Origin of the sequence: Pantoea sp. Seng, from assembly GCF_009829935.1 — a bacterium.
Classification (GTDB): domain Bacteria; phylum Pseudomonadota; class Gammaproteobacteria; order Enterobacterales; family Enterobacteriaceae; genus Pantoea; species Pantoea communis.
The window spans coordinates 282,263-306,769 of sequence record NZ_SZZV01000001.1; the positions used below are offsets into that span (position 1 = coordinate 282,263).

At 53.9% G+C, this 24,507-nt stretch carries 30 protein-coding genes; 15 read left to right on the forward strand and 15 right to left on the reverse strand.

Going from position 1 to position 24,507, the window contains the following annotated elements:
- Positions 1-54: 54 nt before the first annotated feature.
- The 8 genes from FD737_RS01335 to rluE form a co-directional block, all read right to left on the reverse strand.
- Entirely contained in the window at positions 55-1,176 is a 1,122-nt protein-coding gene (locus FD737_RS01335; RefSeq protein ID WP_160832504.1) for a cupin domain-containing protein, read from the reverse strand.
- Positions 1,177-1,233: 57 nt separating this feature from the next.
- Positions 1,234-2,694: a two-component system sensor histidine kinase PhoQ gene (gene phoQ / locus FD737_RS01340; protein ID WP_058962308.1), complete on the reverse strand. Its 1,461-nt coding sequence runs from the start codon at positions 2,692-2,694 to the stop codon at positions 1,234-1,236.
- A gap of 3 nt (positions 2,695-2,697) precedes the next feature.
- Positions 2,698-3,366 carry a two-component system response regulator PhoP gene (gene phoP / locus FD737_RS01345; protein WP_034822036.1) on the reverse strand — a complete coding sequence of 223 codons (669 nt, stop codon included), beginning with the start codon at positions 3,364-3,366 and terminating at the stop codon, positions 2,698-2,700.
- A gap of 224 nt (positions 3,367-3,590) precedes the next feature.
- Positions 3,591-4,961, reverse strand: coding sequence for an adenylosuccinate lyase (gene purB, locus FD737_RS01350; RefSeq protein ID WP_097119194.1), 1,371 nt, complete (start codon positions 4,959-4,961; stop codon positions 3,591-3,593).
- A 44-nt stretch (positions 4,962-5,005) separates the two neighbouring features.
- Positions 5,006-5,647: a high frequency lysogenization protein HflD gene (gene hflD / locus FD737_RS01355; protein ID WP_160832505.1), complete on the reverse strand. Its 642-nt coding sequence runs from the start codon at positions 5,645-5,647 to the stop codon at positions 5,006-5,008.
- Positions 5,648-5,682: 35 nt separating this feature from the next.
- Positions 5,683-6,795, reverse strand: a complete 1,113-nt coding sequence (gene mnmA / locus FD737_RS01360; RefSeq protein ID WP_097119196.1) for a tRNA 2-thiouridine(34) synthase MnmA — start codon at positions 6,793-6,795, stop codon at positions 5,683-5,685.
- Between the two features lie 41 nt (positions 6,796-6,836).
- Positions 6,837-7,310: an NUDIX domain-containing protein gene (locus tag FD737_RS01365; protein WP_097119197.1), complete on the reverse strand. Its 474-nt coding sequence runs from the start codon at positions 7,308-7,310 to the stop codon at positions 6,837-6,839.
- 45 nt (positions 7,311-7,355) lie between these two features.
- On the reverse strand, positions 7,356-7,994 hold the full coding sequence (gene rluE, locus FD737_RS01370; protein WP_237448718.1) for a 23S rRNA pseudouridine(2457) synthase RluE: 639 nt from the start codon (positions 7,992-7,994) through the stop codon (positions 7,356-7,358).
- A gap of 131 nt (positions 7,995-8,125) precedes the next feature.
- Between rluE and icd the strand changes: the two genes are divergently transcribed.
- On the forward strand, positions 8,126-9,376 hold the full coding sequence (gene icd, locus FD737_RS01375; protein ID WP_038647536.1) for an NADP-dependent isocitrate dehydrogenase: 1,251 nt from the start codon (positions 8,126-8,128) through the stop codon (positions 9,374-9,376).
- 60 nt (positions 9,377-9,436) lie between these two features.
- Here the strand turns inward: icd and FD737_RS01380 are convergent, their stop codons facing one another.
- Positions 9,437-10,693, reverse strand: coding sequence for a mechanosensitive ion channel family protein (locus FD737_RS01380; RefSeq protein ID WP_045813885.1), 1,257 nt, complete (start codon positions 10,691-10,693; stop codon positions 9,437-9,439).
- Between the two features lie 206 nt (positions 10,694-10,899).
- Here FD737_RS01380 and FD737_RS01385 point away from each other — a divergent pair, with 206 nt between their 5' ends.
- Positions 10,900-11,097 (forward strand): DUF6404 family protein, encoded by a 198-nt coding sequence (locus FD737_RS01385; RefSeq protein ID WP_034822012.1) that lies wholly within the window; start codon positions 10,900-10,902, stop codon positions 11,095-11,097.
- A 100-nt stretch (positions 11,098-11,197) separates the two neighbouring features.
- Positions 11,198-11,395 carry a hypothetical protein gene (locus tag FD737_RS01390; RefSeq protein ID WP_160832506.1) on the forward strand — a complete coding sequence of 66 codons (198 nt, stop codon included), beginning with the start codon at positions 11,198-11,200 and terminating at the stop codon, positions 11,393-11,395.
- Between the two features lie 32 nt (positions 11,396-11,427).
- Here the strand turns inward: FD737_RS01390 and FD737_RS01395 are convergent, their stop codons facing one another.
- On the reverse strand, positions 11,428-11,676 hold the full coding sequence (locus tag FD737_RS01395; RefSeq protein ID WP_034822005.1) for a DUF883 family protein: 249 nt from the start codon (positions 11,674-11,676) through the stop codon (positions 11,428-11,430).
- Between the two features lie 183 nt (positions 11,677-11,859).
- Here FD737_RS01395 and FD737_RS01400 point away from each other — a divergent pair, with 183 nt between their 5' ends.
- On the forward strand, positions 11,860-12,066 hold the full coding sequence (locus FD737_RS01400) for a DUF2767 family protein (RefSeq protein WP_034822002.1): 207 nt from the start codon (positions 11,860-11,862) through the stop codon (positions 12,064-12,066).
- A 25-nt stretch (positions 12,067-12,091) separates the two neighbouring features.
- On the opposite strand, the gene FD737_RS01405 is transcribed toward FD737_RS01400, so the two are convergent.
- Both FD737_RS01405 and FD737_RS01410 read right to left on the reverse strand, forming a co-directional pair.
- A complete protein-coding gene (locus FD737_RS01405; protein ID WP_097119200.1) occupies positions 12,092-12,643 on the reverse strand; it encodes a hypothetical protein in 552 nt (183 codons plus the stop codon).
- 60 nt (positions 12,644-12,703) lie between these two features.
- Complete coding sequence (locus FD737_RS01410) at positions 12,704-13,033, reverse strand: hypothetical protein (RefSeq protein ID WP_160832507.1); 330 nt, start codon at positions 13,031-13,033, stop codon at positions 12,704-12,706.
- Positions 13,034-13,235: 202 nt separating this feature from the next.
- On the opposite strand from FD737_RS01410, the gene FD737_RS01415 reads away from it, so the two are divergent.
- The 4 genes from FD737_RS01415 (at position 13,236) to FD737_RS01430 (ending at position 14,763) form a co-directional block, all read left to right on the forward strand.
- Positions 13,236-13,415, forward strand: a complete 180-nt coding sequence (locus FD737_RS01415) for a hypothetical protein (protein WP_034821992.1) — start codon at positions 13,236-13,238, stop codon at positions 13,413-13,415.
- A 175-nt stretch (positions 13,416-13,590) separates the two neighbouring features.
- Positions 13,591-13,812, forward strand: a complete 222-nt coding sequence (locus tag FD737_RS01420) for a YgdI/YgdR family lipoprotein (RefSeq protein WP_058962298.1) — start codon at positions 13,591-13,593, stop codon at positions 13,810-13,812.
- A 131-nt stretch (positions 13,813-13,943) separates the two neighbouring features.
- Positions 13,944-14,327, forward strand: a complete 384-nt coding sequence (locus FD737_RS01425) for a hypothetical protein (protein ID WP_034821987.1) — start codon at positions 13,944-13,946, stop codon at positions 14,325-14,327.
- 22 nt (positions 14,328-14,349) lie between these two features.
- Positions 14,350-14,763 carry an N-acetyltransferase gene (locus FD737_RS01430; RefSeq protein ID WP_045813895.1) on the forward strand — a complete coding sequence of 138 codons (414 nt, stop codon included), beginning with the start codon at positions 14,350-14,352 and terminating at the stop codon, positions 14,761-14,763.
- On the opposite strand, the gene FD737_RS01435 is transcribed toward FD737_RS01430, so the two are convergent.
- Together FD737_RS01435 and ldcA are read right to left on the reverse strand one after the other, a co-directional pair.
- The gene (locus FD737_RS01435) at positions 14,764-15,426 is read right to left on the reverse strand and encodes an MBL fold metallo-hydrolase (protein ID WP_038647517.1); all 663 of its coding nucleotides are present in this window, start codon (positions 15,424-15,426) and stop codon (positions 14,764-14,766) included.
- A 23-nt stretch (positions 15,427-15,449) separates the two neighbouring features.
- A complete protein-coding gene (gene ldcA / locus FD737_RS01440) occupies positions 15,450-16,373 on the reverse strand; it encodes a muramoyltetrapeptide carboxypeptidase (protein WP_097119201.1) in 924 nt (307 codons plus the stop codon).
- Positions 16,374-16,536: 163 nt separating this feature from the next.
- Between ldcA and emtA the strand changes: the two genes are divergently transcribed.
- A complete protein-coding gene (gene emtA / locus FD737_RS01445; protein WP_075564066.1) occupies positions 16,537-17,166 on the forward strand; it encodes a membrane-bound lytic murein transglycosylase EmtA in 630 nt (209 codons plus the stop codon).
- 59 nt (positions 17,167-17,225) lie between these two features.
- Here the strand turns inward: emtA and FD737_RS01450 are convergent, their stop codons facing one another.
- On the reverse strand, positions 17,226-18,173 hold the full coding sequence (locus FD737_RS01450; RefSeq protein WP_160832508.1) for a sugar-binding transcriptional regulator: 948 nt from the start codon (positions 18,171-18,173) through the stop codon (positions 17,226-17,228).
- Positions 18,174-18,357: 184 nt separating this feature from the next.
- Between FD737_RS01450 and FD737_RS01455 the strand changes: the two genes are divergently transcribed.
- From FD737_RS01455 to FD737_RS01480, 6 genes are all read left to right on the forward strand, one after another.
- Positions 18,358-19,299: a D-ribose ABC transporter substrate-binding protein gene (locus tag FD737_RS01455; RefSeq protein WP_160832509.1), complete on the forward strand. Its 942-nt coding sequence runs from the start codon at positions 18,358-18,360 to the stop codon at positions 19,297-19,299.
- A gap of 13 nt (positions 19,300-19,312) precedes the next feature.
- Positions 19,313-19,924 (forward strand): DUF2291 family protein, encoded by a 612-nt coding sequence (locus tag FD737_RS01460; RefSeq protein ID WP_160832510.1) that lies wholly within the window; start codon positions 19,313-19,315, stop codon positions 19,922-19,924.
- Positions 19,924-21,438: a sugar ABC transporter ATP-binding protein gene (locus tag FD737_RS01465; RefSeq protein ID WP_097119204.1), complete on the forward strand. Its 1,515-nt coding sequence runs from the start codon at positions 19,924-19,926 to the stop codon at positions 21,436-21,438. The genes FD737_RS01460 and FD737_RS01465 overlap by 1 nt, the downstream gene beginning before the upstream one ends.
- 2 nt (positions 21,439-21,440) lie before the next feature.
- Positions 21,441-22,541 carry an ABC transporter permease gene (locus tag FD737_RS01470; RefSeq protein WP_034821966.1) on the forward strand — a complete coding sequence of 367 codons (1,101 nt, stop codon included), beginning with the start codon at positions 21,441-21,443 and terminating at the stop codon, positions 22,539-22,541.
- Positions 22,542-22,739: 198 nt separating this feature from the next.
- Positions 22,740-23,570 carry a transketolase gene (locus FD737_RS01475; RefSeq protein WP_034821964.1) on the forward strand — a complete coding sequence of 277 codons (831 nt, stop codon included), beginning with the start codon at positions 22,740-22,742 and terminating at the stop codon, positions 23,568-23,570.
- Positions 23,563-24,507, forward strand: a complete 945-nt coding sequence (locus FD737_RS01480) for a transketolase family protein (protein WP_160832511.1) — start codon at positions 23,563-23,565, stop codon at positions 24,505-24,507. Before FD737_RS01475 ends, FD737_RS01480 begins: the two co-directional genes overlap by 8 nt.

Sequence of the window (24,507 nt, forward strand, 5' to 3'; positions counted from 1 at the left end):
AAAACCTGTGGTAAATCGCGCCGTGATAAAGAGGCGCGATTTTAGCGCAACAGATTACTCACCAAAGAACCAGTAGCCGCTGTTCACCAGCGCCGCAAGCTGAGCCAGCAGCGACGGATCGTCCAGCGCATCGCCGAAATCTTCCAGCGTTAACACCTGATTGTGTGCCAGTGCCGCCAGCACTTCCGGGTGGCTGCACGCCACGCGCTCGCCATTCACAAACACCGCATCGCCCAGCGTTAACACGCGCAGGCCACCAAGACGTGTCAGCGCATCGCCTTGCTGCAGCGCATCGTAAATCTCATCAGGCTGATACGGCGGCTCAGGAGGTGCGATATCCAGTTCGTGACGTGTCTGTGAGATAAACTCACCAAACCACTGATTAAACTGTTCTGGCTGATTAATGACATCCAGCATCACCTGACGAATTCCTTCCACTTCAGAAGGCAAAATCTGTGACGGGCAATCACGCGACGGCACATCCGGATCGCTGAAACGATAGCTGCCTAATTCGTGCGCCAGCATGTAATCAGCGAAGCCACTGATCAATTCACGACCGTTAGGTGCACGGAAGCCGACCGAATAGTTGATGGCATTTTCCAGCGAATAGCCTTCATGCGGGAATCCTGGCGGAATGTACAGGATGTCGCCGGGTTCCATCTCTTCATCGATGATGGCGTCAAACGGCTCAACCTGCAGCAGATCGGGATGCGGGCAGTGCTGTTTCATCGGCACTTTTTCGCCTACGCGCCAGCGACGACGGCCGGTGCCCTGAATGATAAACACATCATACTGGTCGAAGTGCGGGCCTACGCCGCCGCCCGGAACGGCAAAAGAGATCATCAGATCGTCAATGCGCCAGTCAGGCAGGAGGCGGAACGGGCGCATCAGGGCAGCAGAAGGTTCATGCCAGTGATTTACCGCCTGCACCAGCAGCGACCAGTTGCTCTCGCCGAGATGATCATAGCTTTCAAACGGACCATGACTCACCTGCCATTTGCCGTTGTTATGGCTCACCAGGCGGCTGTCCACCTCGTTTTCCATCGCCAGACCCGCCAGCTCATCAGGAGAAATGGGATCAATGAAGTTTTTAAAACCACGCTTGAGCACCACCGGACGTTTTTGCCAGTAGCGCTGAATAAAGTCGGGCCAGTTAATATCGAGCTGATAGTCCATACGAGTGTTCCGGTTAGGGCCATGAATGCAGGCAAGTATAACAGCCCGCAGGCCTTTCTACTCGCGGTGATGTTCAACTTCCTGACGCTGGAAAATCACTTCCATGCGGGCACCGCCCAGCGGGCTGGTGCTGGCGATCACCTTACCAGCGTATTGTTCGAGGATGTCGCGGACCACGGCTAAGCCAAGGCCCTGGCCGGGACGTAACGTATCGGCACGCTGACCGCGCACGAAGATCAGATCGCGTTTGCTTTCAGGAATGCCGGGGCCGTCATCATCAATAAACAGATGCAGTGCCTTGTCGGTTTGTCGTGCGCTGACCTCAATAAATTCCAGGCAGTATTTGCAGGCGTTATCCAGCACATTGCCCAGCACTTCCATAAAGTCATTTTGGTCGCCGATAAAGGTCAACTCGGGGGAGATATCCAGGGTGATTTCGACCCCTTTGCGCTGATAAACCTTATTCAGCGCCGAGCAAAGGCTATCCAGTAGTGCCGACACCGAATGCAGATCGCGCTGCAGCGGATTATGATCGGCCTGCATACTGGCTCGATGCAGGTAGTAGCCAATTTGTTGTGAAATACGGCTAATCTGCTCCAGCATCACCGGCTCGGCCTGCTCCACGGTTAGCTCCTTGCCGCTGCGCAGGGAGCGCAAGGTACTCTGCAACACCGCCAGCGGGGTTTTCAGGCTGTGCGTTAAATCAGACAGGGTGGTGCGATAACGCGTGTAGCGCTGGCGCTCATTGGTTAGCAGCAGGTTGAGATTTCGCACCAGGCTGCGCAACTCCTGCGGTGGATTGTCATCCAGATTCTCGCGATGACCCGTTTCCAGTTCACGCACCTGCGCGGTTAAATCACCAATAGGGCGCAGGCTCCAGTGCGCGGCCAGCCACAGCAGCGGAATCACTAACAGCAGGTTTGCTGCCAGCACATAGCTAAACCATGACCACACCACATCCGAGTGCTGCAGTTCCTGGGGGATGGAATCCACCACGACGATGGTCAGTGCCGGTAAGTTGGTGGTGGCATCGTAACGGTTGACGGCGACCGAGTGGGTAAAGGTGTCGTTGTTGTCGCTGTCCAGTTGATGTAACCGCTCTTTGACCTCGGAGTTGTTGCCGATGGCGGCCAGACTGGTGCGATTTGTGGTGTCAATTTCATAAAAATCGGGCTTGAGCAGCCACTCACGCCGAATGTTTTTGCGGATGTCAGGCACATCACGCTGCTGCCACAGCAACTTGCCGTGTTCATCGTAGATGAACACCAGCGTCGGGAAATTGAGCGTCATACGCTCTGGCTGGGCAATGGTCAGCTTATTGTTTTGCCATTGCGCCAGGGTGAAGAACAGGTTGCTCTCGCCGCGCATCACGCGATAGGTGTTTTTATCGAAACTCACCACATAGCCGACTACGGCAACCATGCCGTAGGAGAGCGACAGAAACAGGACAATAGCGGCAGTCGCCAGTAAAAACCGGGCGCGTAATGAGAAAGGACGTAAGCGATTCAGCCAATTCATAAATCAGAGATCAAAGCGATAGCCCTGGCCGCGCACGGTGTTAATCACTTCGGTCGGATGGAGCGCAAGAATCTTTTTACGCAGGCGCCCCATCAAAACATCAATGGTGTGGCTCTCGCGCAGTTCGGCATCGGGATAGAGTTGCAGCATCAGCGAATCTTTGCTGACCACTTTTCCGGCGTTGCGGATCAAGGTTTCTACAATGGTGTACTCAAAGGCGGTGAGTTTGACCGGTGCATCATTGACGGTGACTTCGCGACGTGACAGATCAACCTGGAACGGCGGCATCGCAATGATCTGCGAAGCGTGTCCACTGTTGCGACGCATCAGCGCCTGCAAACGTGCAGCGACTTCTTCGATATGGAAAGGTTTGGTGACGTAGTCATCGGCACCGGCTTCGAGTGCTTCCACTTTAGCCTGCCAGCCTTCACGTGCCGTCAACACCAGAATCGGTTGACGCACAGCATCGCCGCGCCAGCGACGAATCAACGACATGCCATCTTCATCAGGCAAGCCTAAATCGACCAGCGCAATGTCGGGAATGTGTTCCTGCAGGAAATAGTCGGCTTCTTTGGCATCTTCGGCAGCATCCACCTGATGACCCATTTCACGTAACTGCACGGCGAGATGATGACGCAGCAGTGCATTATCTTCCACAACCAGAACACGCATAGAATTTCCTTACCTTCAAACTCAGTGATGATGGCAAGAGTATATGTTAAGCGAGCTAAACAAGAGAACAACACTTGATTGTCATCGTTTGAACGACAGCAGCAAAAAGCGGCGAGCATTCATTTCGGACACAGGCAACAAGGGATTGATGCACTTGCCGATTTGCTGGTGCTCGACTGCCTGAGGGAAAGGGTAGGGTGTGCGAGCAGGCACACCCTTAATGATTATTTTAAATCATCAACCATCTGAATGGCGCGGCCGAGATAGTTGGCCGGTGTCATCTGCTTCAGACGCACTTTCTCTTCTTCCGGCAGTTCGAGACTGTCGATGAAGGCCTGCATACCGGCTGCATCTACACGTTTGCCACGCGTCAGCTCTTTCAGCTTTTCGTATGGCTTCTCGATACCGTAGCGGCGCATTACGGTCTGGATCGGCTCGGCCAGCACTTCCCAGTTGTGATCCAGTTCGTCCAGCAGACGATCGCGGTTCACTTCCAGCTTGGAAATACCTTTCAGCGTCGCCTGATAAGCGATCAGTGCGTAGCCCACGCCCACACCGAGGTTACGCAGCACGGTAGAGTCGGTGAGATCGCGCTGCCAGCGGGAAACCGGCAGTTTGCTTGCCAGGTGCTGCATCACCGCATTCGCCAGACCGAGGTTGCCTTCTGAGTTTTCGAAGTCAATCGGGTTCACTTTATGCGGCATGGTGGAAGAACCAATTTCGCCCGCGATAGTTTTCTGCTTGAAGTGATTCAGGGCTACGTAACCCCAGATATCACGGTCAAAGTCGATCAGGATGGTGTTGAAACGCGCGATGCAATCAAACAGTTCTGCGATGTAGTCATGCGGTTCGATCTGCGTGGTGTACGGGTTCCAGGTGACGCCCAGTGAGGTGACAAACTGCTCGCTCAGCTGATGCCAGTCCACTTCCGGATACGCAGCGATGTGGGCGTTATAGTTGCCGACCGCGCCGTTGATTTTGCCCAGCACTTCGATTTTGCTCAACTGACGCAGCTGACGTTCCATACGGTAAGCGACGTTAGCCATCTCTTTACCCATGGTGGATGGCGTAGCAGGCTGGCCGTGAGTACGCGACAGCAGCGGGATATCGCGATACTCCTGCGCCAGACCTTTCACCGCATCGATGATTTTGTTCCAGAAAGGCACGATGACATCACGGCGAGCGGTTTCCAGCATCAGCGCGTGAGAAAGGTTGTTAATATCTTCAGAAGTACAGGCGAAGTGGATGAACTCGGATACCGCATGCAGCGCAGGGATATCGGCCACTTTCTCTTTCAGGAAGTACTCAACCGCTTTAACGTCGTGGTTGGTGGTGCGTTCGATGGTTTTAATGCGCGCCGCGTCTTCTTCGCTGAAATTGGCGACAATGGCATCAAGGAAAGCGTTTGCGTCAGCATCAAATGCAGGAACTTCCTTGATCTCTGCGGTCGTAGCCAGTTTCTGTAACCAGCGAACTTCAACCTCAACGCGGAATTTCAGCAAACCGTATTCGCTGAAAATGGCGCGCAGCGGGCTGACTTTATCGCCATAACGGCCATCGACAGGTGAGACGGCGGTCAGAGAGGATAATTCCATCAGTGCAACTCCTGAATCGTTAACAAATTAGGGCAGGGTGGCGCTTAATACGCCGGGCCCAGCCGGGATAAAATGGTTTTGGCTTCACGCAGCAGACGCTGGCGCGAGAACATTAGCTGCAGGCGGCCACCGCCAACCTGCTGCCACAACACAGCGGCACGAATGCCTGCCAGCAAGGTAGCGCGTACTTTGCTTTGTACCTGAGAATTCTGTAATACCTGCGGCGAACCGGTGACCTGAATGCGCGGACCCAGCGGGCTGATCACATCGACATAAATCCCCGCCATGGCACTGGTGATGGTTTCTGACTCCAGCTCGTAATGCGCGAGTTGGCGATCAAGCTGCGCAATACGCTGAGAAAGGGTGTTCAGCGCCGCGTTGTTGCCGTGCAATTTGCGCTCCAGCACCATCATACTCAGGGTGTAACGTGTCAGTTCGGCCCCGGCACCCTGGCGGCTGCCGCTGTTCAACACCGCCATCAGCGATTTCAGGCCGAGATGCAGATTCGCTTCATCATTGCCAAATACCGCCAGCGTTGAGCCGGGGTTCAGATCCAGCAGGCTGCGCAGCGACACGGTTAATGCGGCATTGTTGCAACTGCCCTGATGCGCTAATTGCTGCACCAGATGCGCGGACTGACAAATACCCGCCAGCGCGAGCGTTATCTCATAATAGTTCTTGGCCACGCTTAACTCCTGTCATCGCGTCGGCAGCGCCGACCTCAGGCTTCTGCCAATGGCAGGCGCTGTTCAATAATGCCGCCGCCGAGGCAAACATCACCCAGATAAAATACGGCCGACTGGCCAGGCGTGACGGCCGCAACCGGCTCGTCAAAACGCACTTCAATACGCTCGGCATCGAGCGGGATAATTTCGCATGGAATATCGGTCTGGCGATAACGGGTTTTCACCGTGCAGCGCAGCGGTGCCGTCATCGTTTGGCGATCGACCCAATCCAGCTGCTGAGCAATCAAGCCCACAGACATCAGGCGTGGATGTTCCGCACCCTGAGCCACCACCAGGCGATTGCGTGCGACGTCTTTGTCGACCACATACCAGGGATCGTCATTGCTCTCTTTGCGACCACCAATACCCAATCCTTTGCGCTGACCCAGCGTGTGATACATCAGCCCCTGGTGCTCACCGACAATCTCACCCTCAACGGTTTCGATTTCGCCCGGCTGTGCAGGTAAGTAACGACCAAGGAAGTCGCGGAATTTGCGCTCGCCGATAAAGCAGATGCCGGTCGAGTCTTTTTTCTTCGCGGTGATCAAATCCAGTTCTTCAGCGATACGGCGTACTTCAGGCTTCTCCAGTTCCCCCACCGGGAACAAGCTTTGCGCAATCTGTTCATGGCTCAGGGTGTAGAGGAAGTAACTCTGATCTTTATTGCCGTCGAGACCGCGCAGTAACTGGCTGGTGCCATTCACATCGGCGCGGCGCACATAGTGGCCGGTGGCGATGAAGTCTGCACCGAGATCTTCAGCCGCGAATTCAAGGAAGGCTTTAAATTTAATCTCTTTATTGCACAGAATATCGGGGTTTGGCGTGCGGCCCGCTTTGTACTCTTCCAGGAAGTGTTCGAACACGTTATCCCAGTACTCAGCCGCGAAGTTGATTTTGTGCAGTTTCATGCCGAGCTTGTCACACACGGCTTGAGCGTCAGCCAGATCATCAGCGGCGGTGCAATACTCCTCGCCGTCGTCTTCCTCCCAGTTCTTCATGAACAGGCCTTCAACCTGATAGCCCTGCTGTTGCAGTAACCAGGCGGATACGGAAGAATCGACGCCGCCGGACATCCCGACGATCACTTTTTTCTGGCTGTTGTCAGACATGACGCACTCTTAATTACGATAAAAACAGGCGGCGCATTCTATCATGCCGAAGCCGGGCGCGCACCTTCGTGAAACGGCCATTGGAACGGCGCCACCAGTTGCAGCGGATAACGCGCGCCTTGTTGCCACAATCGAACACTCTCGGCGACCAGCGGTGAACGCAGGCGATTCGCCGTCAGAATCTGCTCTGGCGGCAGCCACCAGCAGCAATCGATGTCGCGATCGTGCGGGGACGTCTCGCATTTCTCTGGCAGATCGAGGCCAAACAGGAAACGCACAAAAGGTGTATCGTCAGGCGCGATCCACTGCTGCACACCGAGGAAATACTCAGGTTGAGCGTCAATGCCGGTCTCTTCAAACAACTCACGCTGCGCCGCTTCTAAAATCGTTTCATTGGCTTCGAGATGACCCGCCGGCTGATTCCAGGTAATGCGGCCGTGAACACGCTCTTCAACCACCAGCAATTCGCCTTGTGCCTGCACAATACAGGCTACGGTTACATGAGGTTTAAACATCCTTCCTCCGAAATTGTTAACTAAAAGTTATTGAAAAGTCGTGATCTAAACGTTGGCACTGACATCGCGCCACTCTCCCAGGGCTAAATCGTTCAGTTGATATTTGCCCATGGCAAAGCGAATCAGGCGTAAGGTGGGAAAACCAATATGCGCCGTCATGCGCCGCACCTGACGGTTACGTCCTTCGTACAGGGTGATTTTCAACCAACTGGTGGGAATCGCTTTTCGCTCGCGGATCGGCGGCTGGCGCGGCCACAGCCACGCTGGCTCGGTCACTAATTCCACGCCAGCAGGCAGCGTAGGTCCATCATTGAGGGTGACGCCGTTGCGTAACAGGGATAAATCTGATTCCTGTGGAGCACCTTCAATCTGCACATAATAGATTTTTCCGGTGCGCTTTCCGGGCTGCGTAAGTTGCGCCTGTAGCGCGCCATCGTTGGTCAGAATCATCAAACCTTCGCTGTCGCGATCGAGGCGGCCGGCGGCATAAACGTTGCTAACCGGCACGAAATCCTTGAGCGTGCGGCGTCCCGCTTCATCACTGAACTGCGGTAAAACATCGAAAGGTTTGTTAAAGAGTATGACGCGTCGCGGTCCTTTTGGACGTGTGTCACGGCGCACAGGCTGGCGTGCTGCGGTGTTTGGACGCTTATCCTGGTGAATTCGTTGAGAAGTTTTTCGCATGGGCTTTGCAGTCAGAAACAATCGGCGCATTATAACGCGAAACTGCGGTGATTGGCGTAGCGGAAATATTCAAGTAGTATTGACCCGCATCTTACAAATCATTAACAAAAAATCGCTCGAAGGAGAGGTTGATGGAAAGCAAAGTAGTTGTTCCGGCGGAAGGTCAAAAAATCACCCTGGTTCAGGGCAAACTCACTGTTCCGAATAACCCAGTCATTCCTTACATCGAAGGTGATGGCATCGGCGTTGATGTTTCCCCTGTTATGCTGAAAGTGGTTGATGCCGCTGTGAAGAAAGCCTACAACGGCGAGCGCAAAATTTCCTGGATGGAAATTTATACTGGTGAGAAATCAGTAGAACTTTACGGCCAGGACGTCTGGCTGCCGCAAGAAACCCTCGATTTAATCAAAGAGTACCGCGTTGCTATCAAAGGCCCACTGACTACGCCAGTTGGCGGCGGTATTCGTTCTCTGAACGTGGCGCTGCGTCAGGAGCTGGATCTGTACGTGTGTCTGCGTCCGGTTCGCTACTACACCGGCACCCCAAGCCCGGTTAAACGCCCAGAAGATACCGACATGGTGATCTTCCGTGAGAACTCAGAAGATATCTATGCGGGTATCGAGTGGAAAGCGGGCACACCAGAAGCGGACAAAGTGATCAAGTTCCTGCGCGAAGAGATGGGCGTGAAGAAAATTCGCTTCCCTGAGCAGTGTGGTATCGGCGTGAAGCCGTGCTCTGAAGAGGGCACTAAACGTCTGGTGCGTGCTGCGGTTGAGTACACCATCACCAACGATCGTGATTCTCTGACCCTGGTTCACAAAGGCAACATCATGAAGTTCACCGAAGGCTCATTCAAAGACTGGGGCTACCAGTTGGTGAAAGAAGAGTTCGGCGGCGAGCTGATCGATGGCGGTCCATGGATGAAGTTCAAGAATCCAAACACTGGCAAAGAGATCATCGTTAAAGACGTGATCGCTGACGCCTTCCTGCAGCAGATCCTATTGCGTCCAGCAGAATACGACGTTATCGCCTGTATGAACCTGAACGGTGACTACATCTCTGATGCTCTGGCGGCACAGGTTGGTGGTATCGGTATCGCACCTGGCGCGAACATCGGTGACGAGTGCGCACTGTTCGAAGCAACCCACGGTACGGCACCTAAGTACGCTGGTCAGGATAAAGTGAACCCAGGTTCCGTTATCCTGTCCGCAGAAATGATGCTGCGTCATATGGAGTGGTTCGAAGCCGCAGACCTGATTGTTAAAGGCATGGAAGGCGCTATCGCTGCTAAGACCGTGACCTATGACTTCGAGCGTCTGATGGATGGCGCTAAACTGCTGAAATGTTCAGAGTTTGGTGACGCGATCATCGCGAACATGTAATTTCTGCCAGCCAGAAATTGAGACGGGAGCCCATGGCTCCCGTTTTTTTAATGCGCTAAGTTAATCGGCCTGCTGTTCAACGGATTTGGCGGATGACGCATGCTGCTGCGACAAGCGCCAGAAATCATTGCCGCCCGGATGCTGATACATGCGCAGGCCAAACTGGCCGACAATCGCATAGATATATTCGAAGATCGCTGACTGCGAATTCTCATACTCCACCCAAAATATCGACGAGGTGAAGCAATAGACTTCTACCGGTAAACCTTCCGGCGAGGGCTTCATGGTGCGCACCACGATATACATATCCTGCTTAATATCATCGCGCTGCGACAGCCACGCGGTGAGATATTTGCGGAACACCGTCAAGTTGGTCATGCCGTTGTCAGCAAACCAACGATCGCCCACTGCATTGCTGTCACGGCCATCCATTAACGCTGACAGCTGCTCGTTAACACCGCGAATCTGGCTCATCTGCTGAATGAGTTCGTGATCGAGAAAGCGAATCGACATTTGGTCGAGGTGGAAGCTACGCATAATACGGCGCGCGCCGGAGGAGAACATCGCCTGCCAGTTGGTATAGGTTTCGGTGAGGAAGTTTTTCGTCGGGATGCGTGACAAAGTGTTATCCCAGTTACGCAGCGTAATGGTGTGCAGTGCAATATCAATCACTTCGCCGCTAATGCCTTTATCCGGCATCTCAATCCAGTCACCAAGTTGCAGCACATCGTTGGATGACACCTGAATATTCGCCACCAGCGACATTAAGGTGTGCTGGAACACCAACATCAATACCGCAGCAACCGCACCCAAACTCGAGATAATAATCACTGGCGATTTATTCGACATAATGGCCAGAATCATGATCGCCGAAATAATGTGCACCAGGATCTTGCCGACCTGAATATAGCCCTTGATCGAGTGATTCTTACGCTTTGATTTGCGGGAGTAGGAGTTGTTAACAATCTCCAGCACTTCTGTGAAGAACAGCGACAGATAAACAAAGAACAAAATGCCGCAGATAGTCTTAATAGCAATCAGCAGATGCTCGGGCAGATCTGGCATAAACTGCAGCAGGTAATAGACCGTGATCACCGGAATAAAGTTTGAGAGCTTTTCAGATAGCCGCACATCTTTATCTAGTGGAACCTGTTTTTTGTGTGTGCTGAAGAAGACCTTGCGCACCACCTTCACCACAAAGAATTTGCAGATCAGATGCGTCACCATCCCCGCGATCACCAGCAGCAGCAAGCTAAAAGTGGTGGATAGCAGGGTGTTACTCTCAATAAATTTCTGGATATCGCTTAAATAATTCATATTCACAACATGCCTGACAACGATGGCGGGGATTCAATCACAAACTGTGATCATACTGTATGCGACAAGTGCGCAATTTCTTAACGGCGGTTCGTGCCTGACAATACATTTCGCAAAACTTTGAAACAGATAGCATCCATGAACCCCTCGTCGTGCCTTTTCCGGCAAAACCCGCTATGTTCTGCGCTTCAGATTCTGGAGGTGGTATGCAAGGTGTCATAAAATTCGTTAAGGGCTGGTTGCTGTTTTCGTTGCTGTGGGGCATTTTCATGTGGTTCACTTCGTGGCAGGCGCAGGGTGAGGCCATCAGTATGGTGGTGGTGAAAAGCTTGTACGCTGGATTGATTTATCAGGCATTGATGACCATGGTGGCGCGCTTCAAAGCACGCCGTTCGCAAGCCTGATTGCTCACATCTCCCCACACAGCTTTGCGCAGCACTGACGCTAATTTGCACTCTGTCAGGCAATCTGGCCCGACTCAAAACAGTGTGGGTGGAAGAGAAGATGGCAAAGACGTCATTAGCGGCGTGGTTCTTTTTACTGGTGTCATTTGGCAGCTGTGCGCAATTACCTGACGTGCCAGTGAATATCTCTGTGCACCAGGGGCGTCATCTGGATGTGAATAACAGCACGGCTGATGTGGCAGAGACGCCGGATGAACATATTCAGGAAAGGTTGGATGAGGTCGGTCATCATCAATAAGCGTTGGGGCCAGGAAGGCCCCCTATCGCCGCTTATTTCCTGCCCAGCAGGAAACCGACAATAATGCCGATGCTGGCCGCTACCGCCAGGCCAGTTGCCGGATTATCACGTACCGATTTGACCACGCAATCTGCTGCATCCTGTACAGCATAACTGGCTTGCGCGGGATAACGACGCGCGGCACCTTTAGCCTGATGTTTGCGAGAGCCGGTCCATTCCCCGATTTTTTCTTCAACTGCGCCCGCTGCTTCATTCAATTTTGCTTCCGCTTTATCAGTCATGATGACTCCCTGCTGGTTGTGAATATTACGATTCAGCGTAGTCACAGATTTTCAGACCAGCAACCCGCAGGCCAACGAGGTTGTAACAGTGGTTTGCAGGATTGTTGAACTCTGTCCAGGCTTAAACGAAGTAGCAGGCCTTTTGATTTGCGGAAATCAGGCCGTGTCACACCAGGAGGAGAGATGAAACGTGATGTATTAAGTGAAGACGATTACGATGAAGTGTGTCGGGTCATTGGCGACGCGGTGATTGTCCTATCCGAATGTGGCCACGAAACCAAACGCGCTGAAATCACCGATTTATTGCAGCGAACCCGCCATCATCGCGCGCATGATGAACGCGACGAACAGCGGATGCTGGAGCATGCGATTCGTCTGGTCAAACCCTAATCCCTAAGGGTGTCACGAGACGCCCTTAGGGATTGCCGCGATAAGCCGGATACCAGGTCACTAAAAAATGGCGTAGATGATCGAAACACCACTCGGCATCGTCGGCTTGCTGACAATAATAGCGAATGGTGACTTTCTCATAGCGCATTTGACGCTGATGCAAAGGTGACCAGCCCCAATCCAGCACGGCGCGGGCGTAATTGACCAGGGTGCCGCTCTGCATGTTGTGCTGCTTCTCTTGTCGGCCCAGATAGAGTTCAAATGCCTGATCCAGACTTTGCGTCTCCTCACTGCTGCCACTTGATAGCGCCGGGCGTAATGCCACATCGATAAATCCGCACACGCCGTCATCACGCTGCTGCCAGTCACAGGCTAAGGTCATAAATACCCCCTCCTGCAAATTCACCTCTTCCAGTAAACGCCGTAAATTTTCGGAATGTTTACCCGCTGAGATTTCGTCGATGCGATCGGTCTGCAGCGTGAGGTCAAATCCACAAGGATTCACCGAACCATCCGCGTTGGTGGAAGCGGGGAAGGGGAAATCGATGTAGCCGTTATTGTCCAGACTCTTTTCCATAGTACAGGTCCGCAGCGTGAGGAAGCCTGACAATAAACCATCTTTCCCGGCTAAGCACGTTTAAGGGCACGTCCAGGTAATCATGGTGTTCTGATAAGGGTTGATCAGACGGAATTGCTTATCTGACAGCCGCTGAGCGGTGAAGCCCTCAGGCGTCACGGCAGAAGGGACATACTGGAAACGATCGCTGGAGTGCAATGTGCCACTTTTCACCGCCACGCCATCACGCGTGACCGTAAAGGCATTCACCAAATCGAAGATGCGCGCCTGCGTCTGCCCCATTGATTGTCCATAAATAGTCGCGACTTCGCCCCGGCAGTCGACACCTTTGGGCGTGGAGCTGCAACCAGCCAATAATAAAAGAGTGAGTACTACCGTGATTCGCAACATGATCCTGTCCTGGTTCGATTCCTTGTTTGCAGTGGCCCGTCAATGCCCACTGATATGCTGATCATAGCAGGTCTGGCACCGCTTCCCATTTGTCATTTGCTTAATCGTTAAGCGGTAAGAATGTAAAGGGGTGACTTTGGTAGCAGATAAACGTTATTCTTGCCAGCGTTGCGCATCAGGTAAGCAAAACAAGGGCAAATCTATGAAAGAAGAAGAAGCCAGTTTAATGATTCTTCAGCACGCGATTGATAAATTAGAAGCCGACAAAAAAAAGCAGGTAATGAACTGTGTAGCGGCCATACAAGAAGTGATGCAAGGCTTCGATCCGGAAGATGCGGGTCTGGCGTTAATGTTAGTCGCCGCACAGGTTGCAGCAGAGTAATCCCTTTCGGTCATTCCTTCCCCATCCGTTTGCGATGGAAATCCATGCAATATAGCTGCTGCTCAGTCGATATCGGCTGATGCGCAGCGATTGTTCTGCACAGATTAATCTTTCTCCTGGTTCACATTACTGCGCGCTGTGCTAAACCTGACAATGAATCCAAAAGGAGGATGAGATGAAAAAGACATTGCTTTTAATCGGTACTTTTAGCCTCGGCCTACTGCTGGCGGGCTGCGCATCCGATCATGTCATGCACACCACCGATGGGCAAACCATTGTGGTGCAGGGTAAACCTAAAGTGGATGAAGATACCGGCATGATTACTTACAAAGATATTGATGGTAAAGAACAGCAGATAAACCGTAATCAAATCAAAGATATGAACTCGGTTAACTAACGTTTCCTTTACCCTTCTATCCTTGCAGGCCCGTACTCAACGGGCCATTATTCGTTTTATCGCTTTTTTCTGTGTTACGCTTCTCTGCATAAAACCCAACGAAATCATCATCTAACCTCAGCGGAGATCCAATGAAGGCGATAGCTATTGCCGTTGGCTTAATGGCGTGCCATATCGCGCCGGCCTGGAGCGAAACCGAATTTCAAATTACCTGTCCGGGGCGCCCGACCATGACGGTATCGCGTGCGGAATACGGTTTAAGTACGCTGATGTGGCCAACACGTCATTTTCAAATTGCAGCAGGGCAACAGCGCACGCGTTTGCAAGGCGGTGATAAAGTGGCGATCACGCGTTTTCGTAATGGCGATCAGCTGATTGTGAACAAAAACAATGACGATACGTTCTTTGTCTATGCCGATAGCGATAAACTCATCCCCTGCAATCGCACCGAAAAACGCGATGCGGAAATTCTTTCGCTGGAACGTTACGACGATAGCCAGCGCCCCAATTCATAGTTGCCAGTCAAAGGAGAAGACGATGCAATTAAGCGTAACCGACACCGTCACCGCACAAGATCTGGATGACGTCCGTCTTGGCCTCACCGAATATAACAGCCGCTTTATCGATCCCAGTGAGATGCAGGCGATTGGCGTCTTCATTAAGGATGCTTCTGGCCGCAAGCTGGCCGGGTTGACCGGTTCCACCTTTGGTAACTGGCTGCGCATCGACCTGCTATGGGTCGGCGATGCGTTACGTGGGCAGGGCGCTGGCACACAGTTGATTCAGGCCGCCGAAACAGAAGCCCGCGCCCGTGGTTGCCTTTATGCGCAGGTTGATACGGCCAGTTTCCAGGCGCGCCCGTTCTATGAAAAGATGGGCTACACCTTACGATTTAGCCTCGATAATTATCCGCGTCTGCATCAGCGTCATTACCTCAGTAAATCGCTGTAACTAGATCAGTGGCTGCTGGCGTAAATCCAGCGGCGATTGCTCTGCCTCATCAATCGCCGCCAGCCAACTCTGCAAATCGACTTTGGCCCATGATAAGTGACCACGCGTGGTACTCATCAGCACGACATCCGGGCGCAGCGCGCGGTACAGCTCCAGTGATTGCTGTAACTCCAGCGGATTACTCTCCGGTACCAACACGCTGATCCAGCGGTTGTAGTCACAGGTTAAGGTATCGCCAACAAACAGATAGGTCTGGCCCAGCGGGGAGTGATAAAGGTAACTGCAGCTGCCCGGCGTGTGGCCGGGTGTGGGCAGCAGATGGAAATCACCAAAGTGGCTTTCCTGCTGAATGAAGGTCTCATCAGGTTCGACAATCAGACTGACCGGCCCCAGTGAACGGCTGTGACAGTAGAGCGCACTGTTAAAACGCTGCTGGATCGCCACGGCGCCGGGCGCGGCTTCATGCCAGTGGGTGAGGTAATGGCGAATCACCCCGCCCGCATCATTGAGAAACTCATGATCGAGCGGATGCTCGACACGGCCGATGACCAGATTGCCGCGCGGATGGCGCAGCATAAAGCCATGCATCATTAAATCTTGCGCCGTCTCTTCGGCGGGAAATTCCGGGGTGGAGATCCACAAATCTTCGTACAGTGGCTTCAATGTCGGTCTCCTGCGGCAAAACGTTAGCGCAATGTCGGGTGGCCGGTGAAGGCAAGCTGTGCTTCGCCCTGTTCAAGCTGTAAGGTGGCGCTGGCACCCAGCGGCAGCGTGACGGTGTCGGCATCGTGGCCAAACGCCAGTTCGCTGATCACCGGTAGCTGATATTCATCGCGGATGCGTTGCCATACGCTGGCAAAATCGAAACCATTGTCATAAGCCGACAGTGACGTGCTGGTGAAACTGCCGGTGATGATCGCCCGCTGGCGCGCCAGAATGCCGCTCTGTTGCAGTTGAATCAGCATACGCTCTATGCGGAAAGGATGCTCATTCACATCCTCGATCACCAAAATGCCGTTTTCAATTTGTGGCATCCAGGGTGTGCCGATCAGGGAGCAGATCATCGCCAGATTGCCACCCCACAAGGTCCCTTGCCAGCGTCCCGCATCCGGGCTGTGGGTCTGCCAGCCTATATTGACTGTAGGAGAAGAGAGCGCCTGCCAAAAGTGTGACAGGGTAAATTCGGATAATGCCTCTGCGCCGAAGTTGCCGGCCAGCATCGGGCCGCTGAAGGTCACCAGCCCGGTTTGCGCCAGTAACGCCAGTTGAATCGCGGTGAAATCACTGTGTCCACAAAGCGCGATAGGTTGATTGAGCAGCCGGCGCTGCAGAGCGACATAATCAATCTGATCCAGCAAACGCGAGGCACCGTACCCACCGCGCACCGCCAGCACAATATCGGGCAGCGTGCTCAGTGCTGCCAGCTGGTTCACATCATTCAACCGTTCCCCGTCTTCGCCCGCAAAACGCTGGAAGCGGCGTGTAATCGCTGATAAGTTGTCCAACTGATGTCCCTGAGCCTGTAAACGACTCACTGCACGTTGGGCCGCATCCTGATTATGGCAATAGCCGGAGGGGGCGATTAGACGAATAGATCGGGGGGAAAGCATAGCGTTCATCCTGATTTAAAGTGGCCTGCCGATGATGGCGAAATCCGTTACCGATGTCACGGCAGCACAAGGTTTTTTACGTATTTAGGATAAACGGTAATTTTGCATTGCGCTGCGCCAGGTATGATAGCTTGCGCCAACTCTATTGCGGAACCAAAAATCAGTGAAAATTCGACTACTTATGCTATCTGCGCTGTTGCTCGCGGGCTGTGCCAGTGAGCCAGAAAAAACGGTCGTGCCAGAGAAAAATACGCCATTAACCCAGGCACCACCGTCGAAAGTGAATGATGCATGGTCAATGTTTACCGAAGATGCCGCCAGTCATTATGGCGTTGATGAGAAGTTAATCAGCGCCATTATTAGTGTCGAATCCGGGGGCAATCCCACCGTTACCAGCCGTTCAAACGCGGTAGGGTTGATGCAGATTAAAGCCTCAACGGCGGGGCGTGCGGTGTATCGCACTCAGGGACGTCACGGTCAGCCGACGTCTTCGGAATTGCGCGATCCAGCGAGAAATATCGATATCGGTGCGGCATATCTCAAGCTGCTGCAGGATTCTGAGTTGGCCGGTATTCGAAATCCACTCACGCTGCGTTATGCCACCATCGTTTCTTACGCCAACGGTGCTGGTGCGTTGCTGCGCACCTTCTCACGGAATCGCGATCGGGCGATTGCGATGATCAACTCGATGACGCCGGACGAATTCTATCAGCATGTGCAGGATAAACATCCGGCGGCACAGGCACCACGTTATCTGTGGAAGGTCACAACGGCCTACCGAACCATCGGATAAGTCGGCTTTGCGAAGCGCGGCTCGTCAGGGCCGCGCCTTAAAGCAACCTGTTAAATCGGTCATTCCATCAGCAATCGTGCGGTGGGATAATCCACAATCAGCACTTTCACATATCCACCGCGCAACGCTCCGCGAATCGCCTGGGCTTTCTCTTTGCCGCCCGCCAGTGCCACCACTTGCGCACACTGTTTAACCTGCGCCAGCTCCATGCCAATCACCGGATCTTCCTCGACGTTCAACACCGGTTTTCCATCAGCATCAAAATAATGCAAACAGATATCGCCCACCGCACCGCGCTCGGCCAGCGTGCGCAGCATCTCGCCGTCATAGTAGTTGCCGGAATTGCGTAGCAGCGCGGAAGGCTCAAGATCGCCAATGCCGACAATCGCCAGATCCACTTGATCAAACTTTTCCAGCACCACGGCCACGTCTGGGTTTACTGATAAGCGTTGACGATCCTGCACTGAATGCTCAATCGACTGCGACGGCAGCAACCAGGCCGGACAATCCAGTAGCGCCGCAAGATTCTGCGTCAGGATGGTGGCCTGCACGTTGCCGTTCGCACCCACCCCACCAAGCAGCTGGATCACGCCTTTGCAGGGCGCACTCAGCGGATGCAACGCGTCCACCATCGCGCGAATGGTGCCACTCCATGATGAAATGCCGATCAGTTCATCGGCGCGCAGGCGGGTTTCCAGATAGTGCGCCGCTGCTGAGCCAATCGCCTGTTTAATTTGCAGCGCGGAAGCCTGATCCGGCACATCGACCACAATCACCTGTGGCAGCTGATACTGCTGCTCAATCGCCTTCTCCAGTTCGGGATAGACATTGGCGGGTGGCACCACGCTGATTTTCACTACGCCTTCTTTCACGCTGCGATTGAGGATGCGTGACACAAAGGATTGCGACAGCTTCAGCAGTTGCGCAATATCGGACTGCTTCATGCCTTCCACATAATAAAGCGTGGCGATTTTTACCATCAGCCGCTGTTCGTCCTGTTTTGCCATGGTTTTTTCTCTCTCTTAACCTGCCTGGTATTGTTAATCAGGCTGTCTTAAATAACAACGCAGAACATTTTGTGATCGTATTCGCTTTTTCAGGATCGCGCGATGGACGAGTTCAGGAAGCCAGCGCATAGTCATTGTGCATATAAAATCGCAATTGAATATATATTCAAGCGGAGAAAAATCAATGAAAGCTTCTGTCCTCAAAATGACCCTACTGGCTTCACTGATGTTAGCTTCAGCGGCAACGCTGGCGGCAGAAAAAGGCTTGATTGCTATCATCACGCCTTCTCACGATAACCCGTTTTTTAAAGCCGAAGCTGATGGCGCGCGAGAGAAAGCCAAAGCGCTCGGTTACACCACGCTGGTGGCCTCGCACGATGATGACGTGAACAAACAGAACCAGCTGATCGAAACCGCCATCGCGCGTAAAGCCAAAGCGATCATTCTGGATAACGCCGGTGCTGACGCCACCGTTGGCCCGGTGCAAAAAGCCAAAGATGCCGGAATCCCCACCTTCCTGATTGACCGCGAGATCAACAAAACCGGCGTCGCCGTGGCGCAGATTGTCTCTAACAACTATCAGGGCGCGCAGTTGGGCGCAGAAAAGTTCGGTAAGTTGTTGAACGGCAAAGGCGACTACGTTGAGCTGCTGGGCAAAGAGTCGGATACCAACGCGGGCGTGCGCTCACAGGGCTATCACGACGTGCTGGATGACTATCCCGATATGAAGATGGTGGCGCAGCAGAGTGCCAACTGGAGCCAGACCGAAGCCTTTAGCCGCATGGAAACCATTCTGCAGAAAAATCCCAACATTGTCGGGGTGATTTCCGGGAATGACACCATGGCGCTGGGTGCAGAAGCCGCGCTGAAAGCCGCCGGTAAAACCAACGTAATTGTCGTGGGCTTTGACGGCAGCGATTACACGCGCGATTCCATCATCAATAAAGGCAACATCAAAGCCACGGTGCTGCAGCCAGGTTGGGATCAGGCACAAATGGCGGTTGAGCAGGTGGATTACTACCTTAAAAACGGCAAAGCGCAAAAAGAAGAGAAGCAGCTGATGGATTGCGTGCTGATCGACGACAGTAACGCCGCGAAGCTGAAAAACTTCAACCTGGCGAAATAAGACGGAGGTCGGCATGAAGGGAAAAGCAGCAACCGGGCTGATGGTTGGGCTCTTATCGCTGATATTGACCGCCTGCACCGTGGTGGATCTCGATGCAAACGGCAATCCCATCATGCCGAAAGATCCGAATGCCAAACCCGGCTACAGCAACCAGACGCCACAGCAGATCGCCGAATCGAGCTGGGCCAGCCGGGTGCAGCAACCGGCTGAGAAGCAGGCGCTGAGCTGGGCGGATATGGAAACCAAAAGTCATACCGTCAAGGCCGGGGGCAGCGAAAGCGTGTTTGTGCGTGCCGGAGGAACCGTCACCGCCTTTGATAACAGCAACGAACGCGAACGCAGCCTGACTGTCACCATCAATGGCAAACCGGTCAAGGTGTTGATTGGGCCGGTACTGCGCAGTAATGCAATTCGTGATGCGGCGGGCTATCGCTTTGAAGAGTTCACCAATCAGGTGCAATACGCACAGCTGACTAAAGCGTTGAACCGCCATGCCGTCCAGCAGCTACCGCCGGTGGATGCCAGTTGGGTCGGCAAACCGGTGCAGGCGCTGTTAGCCGTCAGTATGGAGCCGAATCAGGTGAATGACGTGGTGGCGATTCAGTTGCAGCAAGGGAATCCATGATGAGCGATGAAATCATCCTGCAGGCCAAACAGATGTCGATGTTGTTTCCGGGCACCCTGGCGCTGGACCGTGTCGATTATCGCGTGTGGCGCGGCAAAGTGAACGTCATCATCGGTGAAAATGGGGCAGGTAAATCCACGCTGATGAAGATCCTCGCCGGGGTGCAGCAGCCCACCAGCGGCGAAATGTTCCTTAACGGCGAAAAAGTGGTGTTGAGCAGTACGCGAGACGCCGCCCGCCACGGTATCGGCATGGTGCATCAGGAACTCAACCTGTTCGAAAACCTCAGCGTGGCGGAGAACATCTTTCTGGGACGGGAAATCCAGCGCGGCATCAGCCCGATTAACGAAGCAGAACAGAAGCGACGCACGGCTGCGTTATTGCAACGTCTCGACCAGCCAATTTCACCGGACGAGATGGTCGGCAACCTGAAAGTGGGTCAGCAGCAGTTGGTGGAAATTGCCAAAGCGCTGGCAGAAAACGCCGACATCTTAATTCTGGATGAGCCGACCTCGGCGTTGAGCAAAACCGAAGTGGAGATCCTGTTCCGGGTGATCCGCGAACTGACGCGGCAGGGGGTTTCCATCATTTATATCTCGCATCGGCTGGAAGAGCTGATGGCGATTGGCGATGTGATCACCATCCTGCGCGACGGTCGCTTTCAGGCGGAAGCGAAGGTCAGCGACATCGATGTGCCGTGGATCGTGCGTGAAATGCTCGGCAGCGAACCGGTGAGTAACTTTCTGCCGCCTAATCGTCAGTTCGGGGCGGCGGTGCTGGAAGCCGAGCACATCACCTGTGTCAGTGCCCATGGCAATACACTGGTGGACGATGTCAGTTTCAATGTGCGCGCCGGGGAGATCGTCGGCATTTATGGCCTGATGGGCGCGGGGCGCACCGAGTTGTTTGAGTGCCTGCTCGGCAGCCAGCGCAACTATCTCGGCAAACTTTGGCTGGACAGCAAACCGTTACCCACACGCTTGCCAACGGCCGAACGTATTCGTATGGGCATGAGCCTGGTGCCGGAAGATCGCAAACGGGCCGGTATTTTCCCGGTCTCCTCTGTGGCCAGCAATCTCACCATTGCCAGCCTGTGGCGACGTTTATCGCATCGCACCGTGATCGCCGAACAAGCTGAACGCGAAGCGGTAAACAGTACGGTAGGCAATCTGGCCATCAAAATATCGTCACCCGACGTGGCGATCAGTGCGCTGAGTGGCGGCAACCAGCAGAAAGTGGTGATTGGCCGTTCATTGCTCACCAATCCACGTTTACTGCTGCTGGATGAGCCGAGCCGGGGCATTGATGTGGGTGCCAAAGCGGAAGTGTTTCGCATGATGGTGAAACTGTCAGAGCAGGGCATTGCCGTGGTGTTCTCCACCTCCGATTTAAAAGAAATTATGGCCGTCGCCGATCGCATTCTTGTGATGTCTGGCGGCAAGTTGACAGCTGACCTGCCGCGCGCGGAAGCGGAAGAGGCGGCGCTGGTTAAAGCAAGTGCACAGGGGTTCTGAGCATGAAAAACAATGGCGCAATGGCGCTCGCTTCGCCAGGTAAGGTTTTCAACTCGCGTGAAGGCATGATTCTGCTGCTGTTAAAACTGCGCACCTTTATCGCGTTGTTCCTCATCGTCGGCTTCTTTGCCATCACCGTGCCGGATTTCCTCGCCGTGGGTAGCATGGTGATCATGGTCAAACACATCGCCATCAATGCGTTTCTGGCGCTCGGCATCACCTTTGTGATTATCACTGCTGGTATTGATCTCTCCATCGGTGCCACGCTGGGCTTGTGCGGCATGATTGCCGGCTGGTTGATTACCAAAGGCATTGTGTTGCCGATGTTTGGCATCGCCATCTTTCCCAGCGTTTGGGTGATTGTGCCCGTGGTGTTAGTGGTGGGTGGACTGATTGGCGCGGTGAATGGCTGGATCATCACCAAATACAACGTGGCTCCGTTTATCTGCACGCTGGGCACCATGTACATCCTGCGCGGGGCGGCGATGCTGACCTCCGGCGGCGAAACCTTCCCCGGCTTGCAGGGCAATCCGCTGCTGGGTAACACCGGTTTCGACAAAATCGGTGCGGGGTATTTTCTCGGCTTACCGTGGGCGATCTGGATGATGGTGGTGCTGGCGCTGGTGATTGCCTATGTAGCACGTCGCCTGCCGTTTGGCCGTCAGGTGTATGCGATTGGTGATAACGAGCGTGCAGCGGAACTCTCGGGCGTCAAAGTGAAGTCGGTGAAAATCTGGGTTTACACCATTTCAGGTTTCTGTGCGGCGATTGCCGGCATTGTGGTCTCCTCGCAGCTGGTGGCCAGCCATCCGGCGAACGGCACCTCATTCGAGATGAATGCGATTGCGGCGGTCGTGCTGGGTGGTACTTCACTGGCTGGCGGGCGCGGCACCATTCTCGGCACGCTGGTGGGGGCATTTGTCATCGGTTTCCTCGCGGATGGTTTGATCATGATGGGCGTCAGCGAGTTCTGGCAAATGGTGATCAAAGGCATCGTGATTATCGTGGCAGTGATCATCGATCAAATGCAAAGCCGCATGCAGCAAAAGGCCGCCGTGGTGGCGCAGAAGGCATTGATTCAGGAAGGTGAGGCCAAAGGTTAATTGTTACCCGTCATAAGCCGAGCCGCAGGTGCGTCGGTTGCGCTTGCTCACCCCAGTCACTGACCTGAGTAAGCTCCTGGGGGATTGACGAGCTGGCCGCCTTCCCGCAACTCAGCTTATTCAGGGGAAAAATCCGGGTAAATTTTTTTACCTGCTGTGAATATATATTCAATAACGCTTTAAAATTCAGAGGTGTCTATGAATCCTTTCAAATATTCGGTGGCGGACCTGGCAGCGAAAGCGCGCGCTGTGCGTCGCCGCATCATCCAGCTCAATGCCGGTAGTCCGGCGGGTGGACATACCGGTGCCGATCTCTCTCAGGTCGAAATCCTGACGGCGCTCTATTTCCGCATCCTGAATTGCGCACCGGATCGCACTAACGATCCCCAGCGTGACATTTACATCCAGTCGAAAGGGCATGCGGTCGGCGGCTATTACTGTGTGCTGGCGGAGGCGGGTTACTTCCCAACCGAATGGCTGCCCACTTATCAGCATTCGGATTCACATTTGCCGGGCCATCCGGTGCGGCAGAAAACGCCGGGCGTGGAACTCAACACCGGTGCATTGGGCCACGGCTTACCGGTGGCGGTGGGTATTGCGCTGGCGGCGAAAAAAGACAACAGCGACCGCCGCATCTTTGTGGTCACAGGCGACGGTGAACTGGCCGAGGGCAGTAACTGGGAGGCCGCGCTGGTGGCGGCGCACTACAACCTCGATAACCTGGTGATCATCAACGACAAGAACAAACTGCAGCTGGCAGGGCACACGCGCGACATTATGAACACCGATCCGCTGCCGGATAAATGGCGAGCCTTCGGTCTGGAAGTCACTGAATGCAACGGTAATGACATGGCTTCCGTGGTGGAAACCATTGAAAACCTGCCACGTAACGGCAAACCGCAGGTGATTGTGGCGCATACCGAGAAAGGCTTTGGCATCTCCTTTATTCAGGGCAAACCAGAGTGGCATCACCGTGTGCCGAAAGGGGAAGAGATCGAACTGGCACTGGAGGAATTAAAAGATGAGTAATGCAAAACACCTGGCCACGGTGATGGTGGAAGCCTTTATTGACGCGGTAAATCGCGGTGTGGATTTGGTGCCGGTGGTGGCAGATTCCACCTCAACGGCAAAAATATCGCCTTTCATTAAGGCGTTTCCCGATCGGTTGGTGAACGTTGGCATTGCGGAACAAACCCTGGTGGGCACGGCGGCCGGTCTGGCAATCGGTGGAAAAGTGGCGGTGACCTGTAATGCAGCTCCGTTCCTGATTTCGCGCGCCAACGAGCAGGTAAAAGTGGACGTCTGTTACAACAATACCAACGTCAAACTGTTTGGCCTGAATGCCGGTGCCAGTTACGGCCCGCTGGCCAGCACCCACCACAGCATTGATGATATTGCGGTGATGCGTGGCTTCGGCAATATCGAGATTTACGCGCCATCCTGCCCGCTGGAGTGCCGCCAGATCATCGATTATGCCCTTGCGCATGTGGGGCCGGTTTACATCCGTCTGGATGGCAAGGACCTGCCTCAGCTGCACGATGAAAACTACCAGTTCCGTCCGGGCCAAATCGACGTGTTGCGTGAAGGCAACGACATCGTGCTGGTGGCGATGGGTTCCACCGTGCATGAGGTGGTGAGTGCGGCCGAGCAATTACAGGAACAGGGAATCAGCGCAGGTGTGATCGCCATTCCATCAATTCGTCCCTGCGATACCCAACGGCTGCAAGAGCTGTTAAAGCATTATCCGGCGGTGATCACCGTAGAGGAGCACAATGTTAACGGCGGCGTCGGCAGTCTGGTGGCCGAAGTGCTGGCTGAAGGCGGCTGCGGAATTCCGCTGTTACGTCTGGGCATCCCCGATGGTCAATACGCGATTGCTGGCGATCGTGCCTCCACGCGCGCGCATCATGGTATTGACGCCGCCAGCGTGGTGAAGAGTGCAGTGCGCATGTGTGCAGGAGCGTAA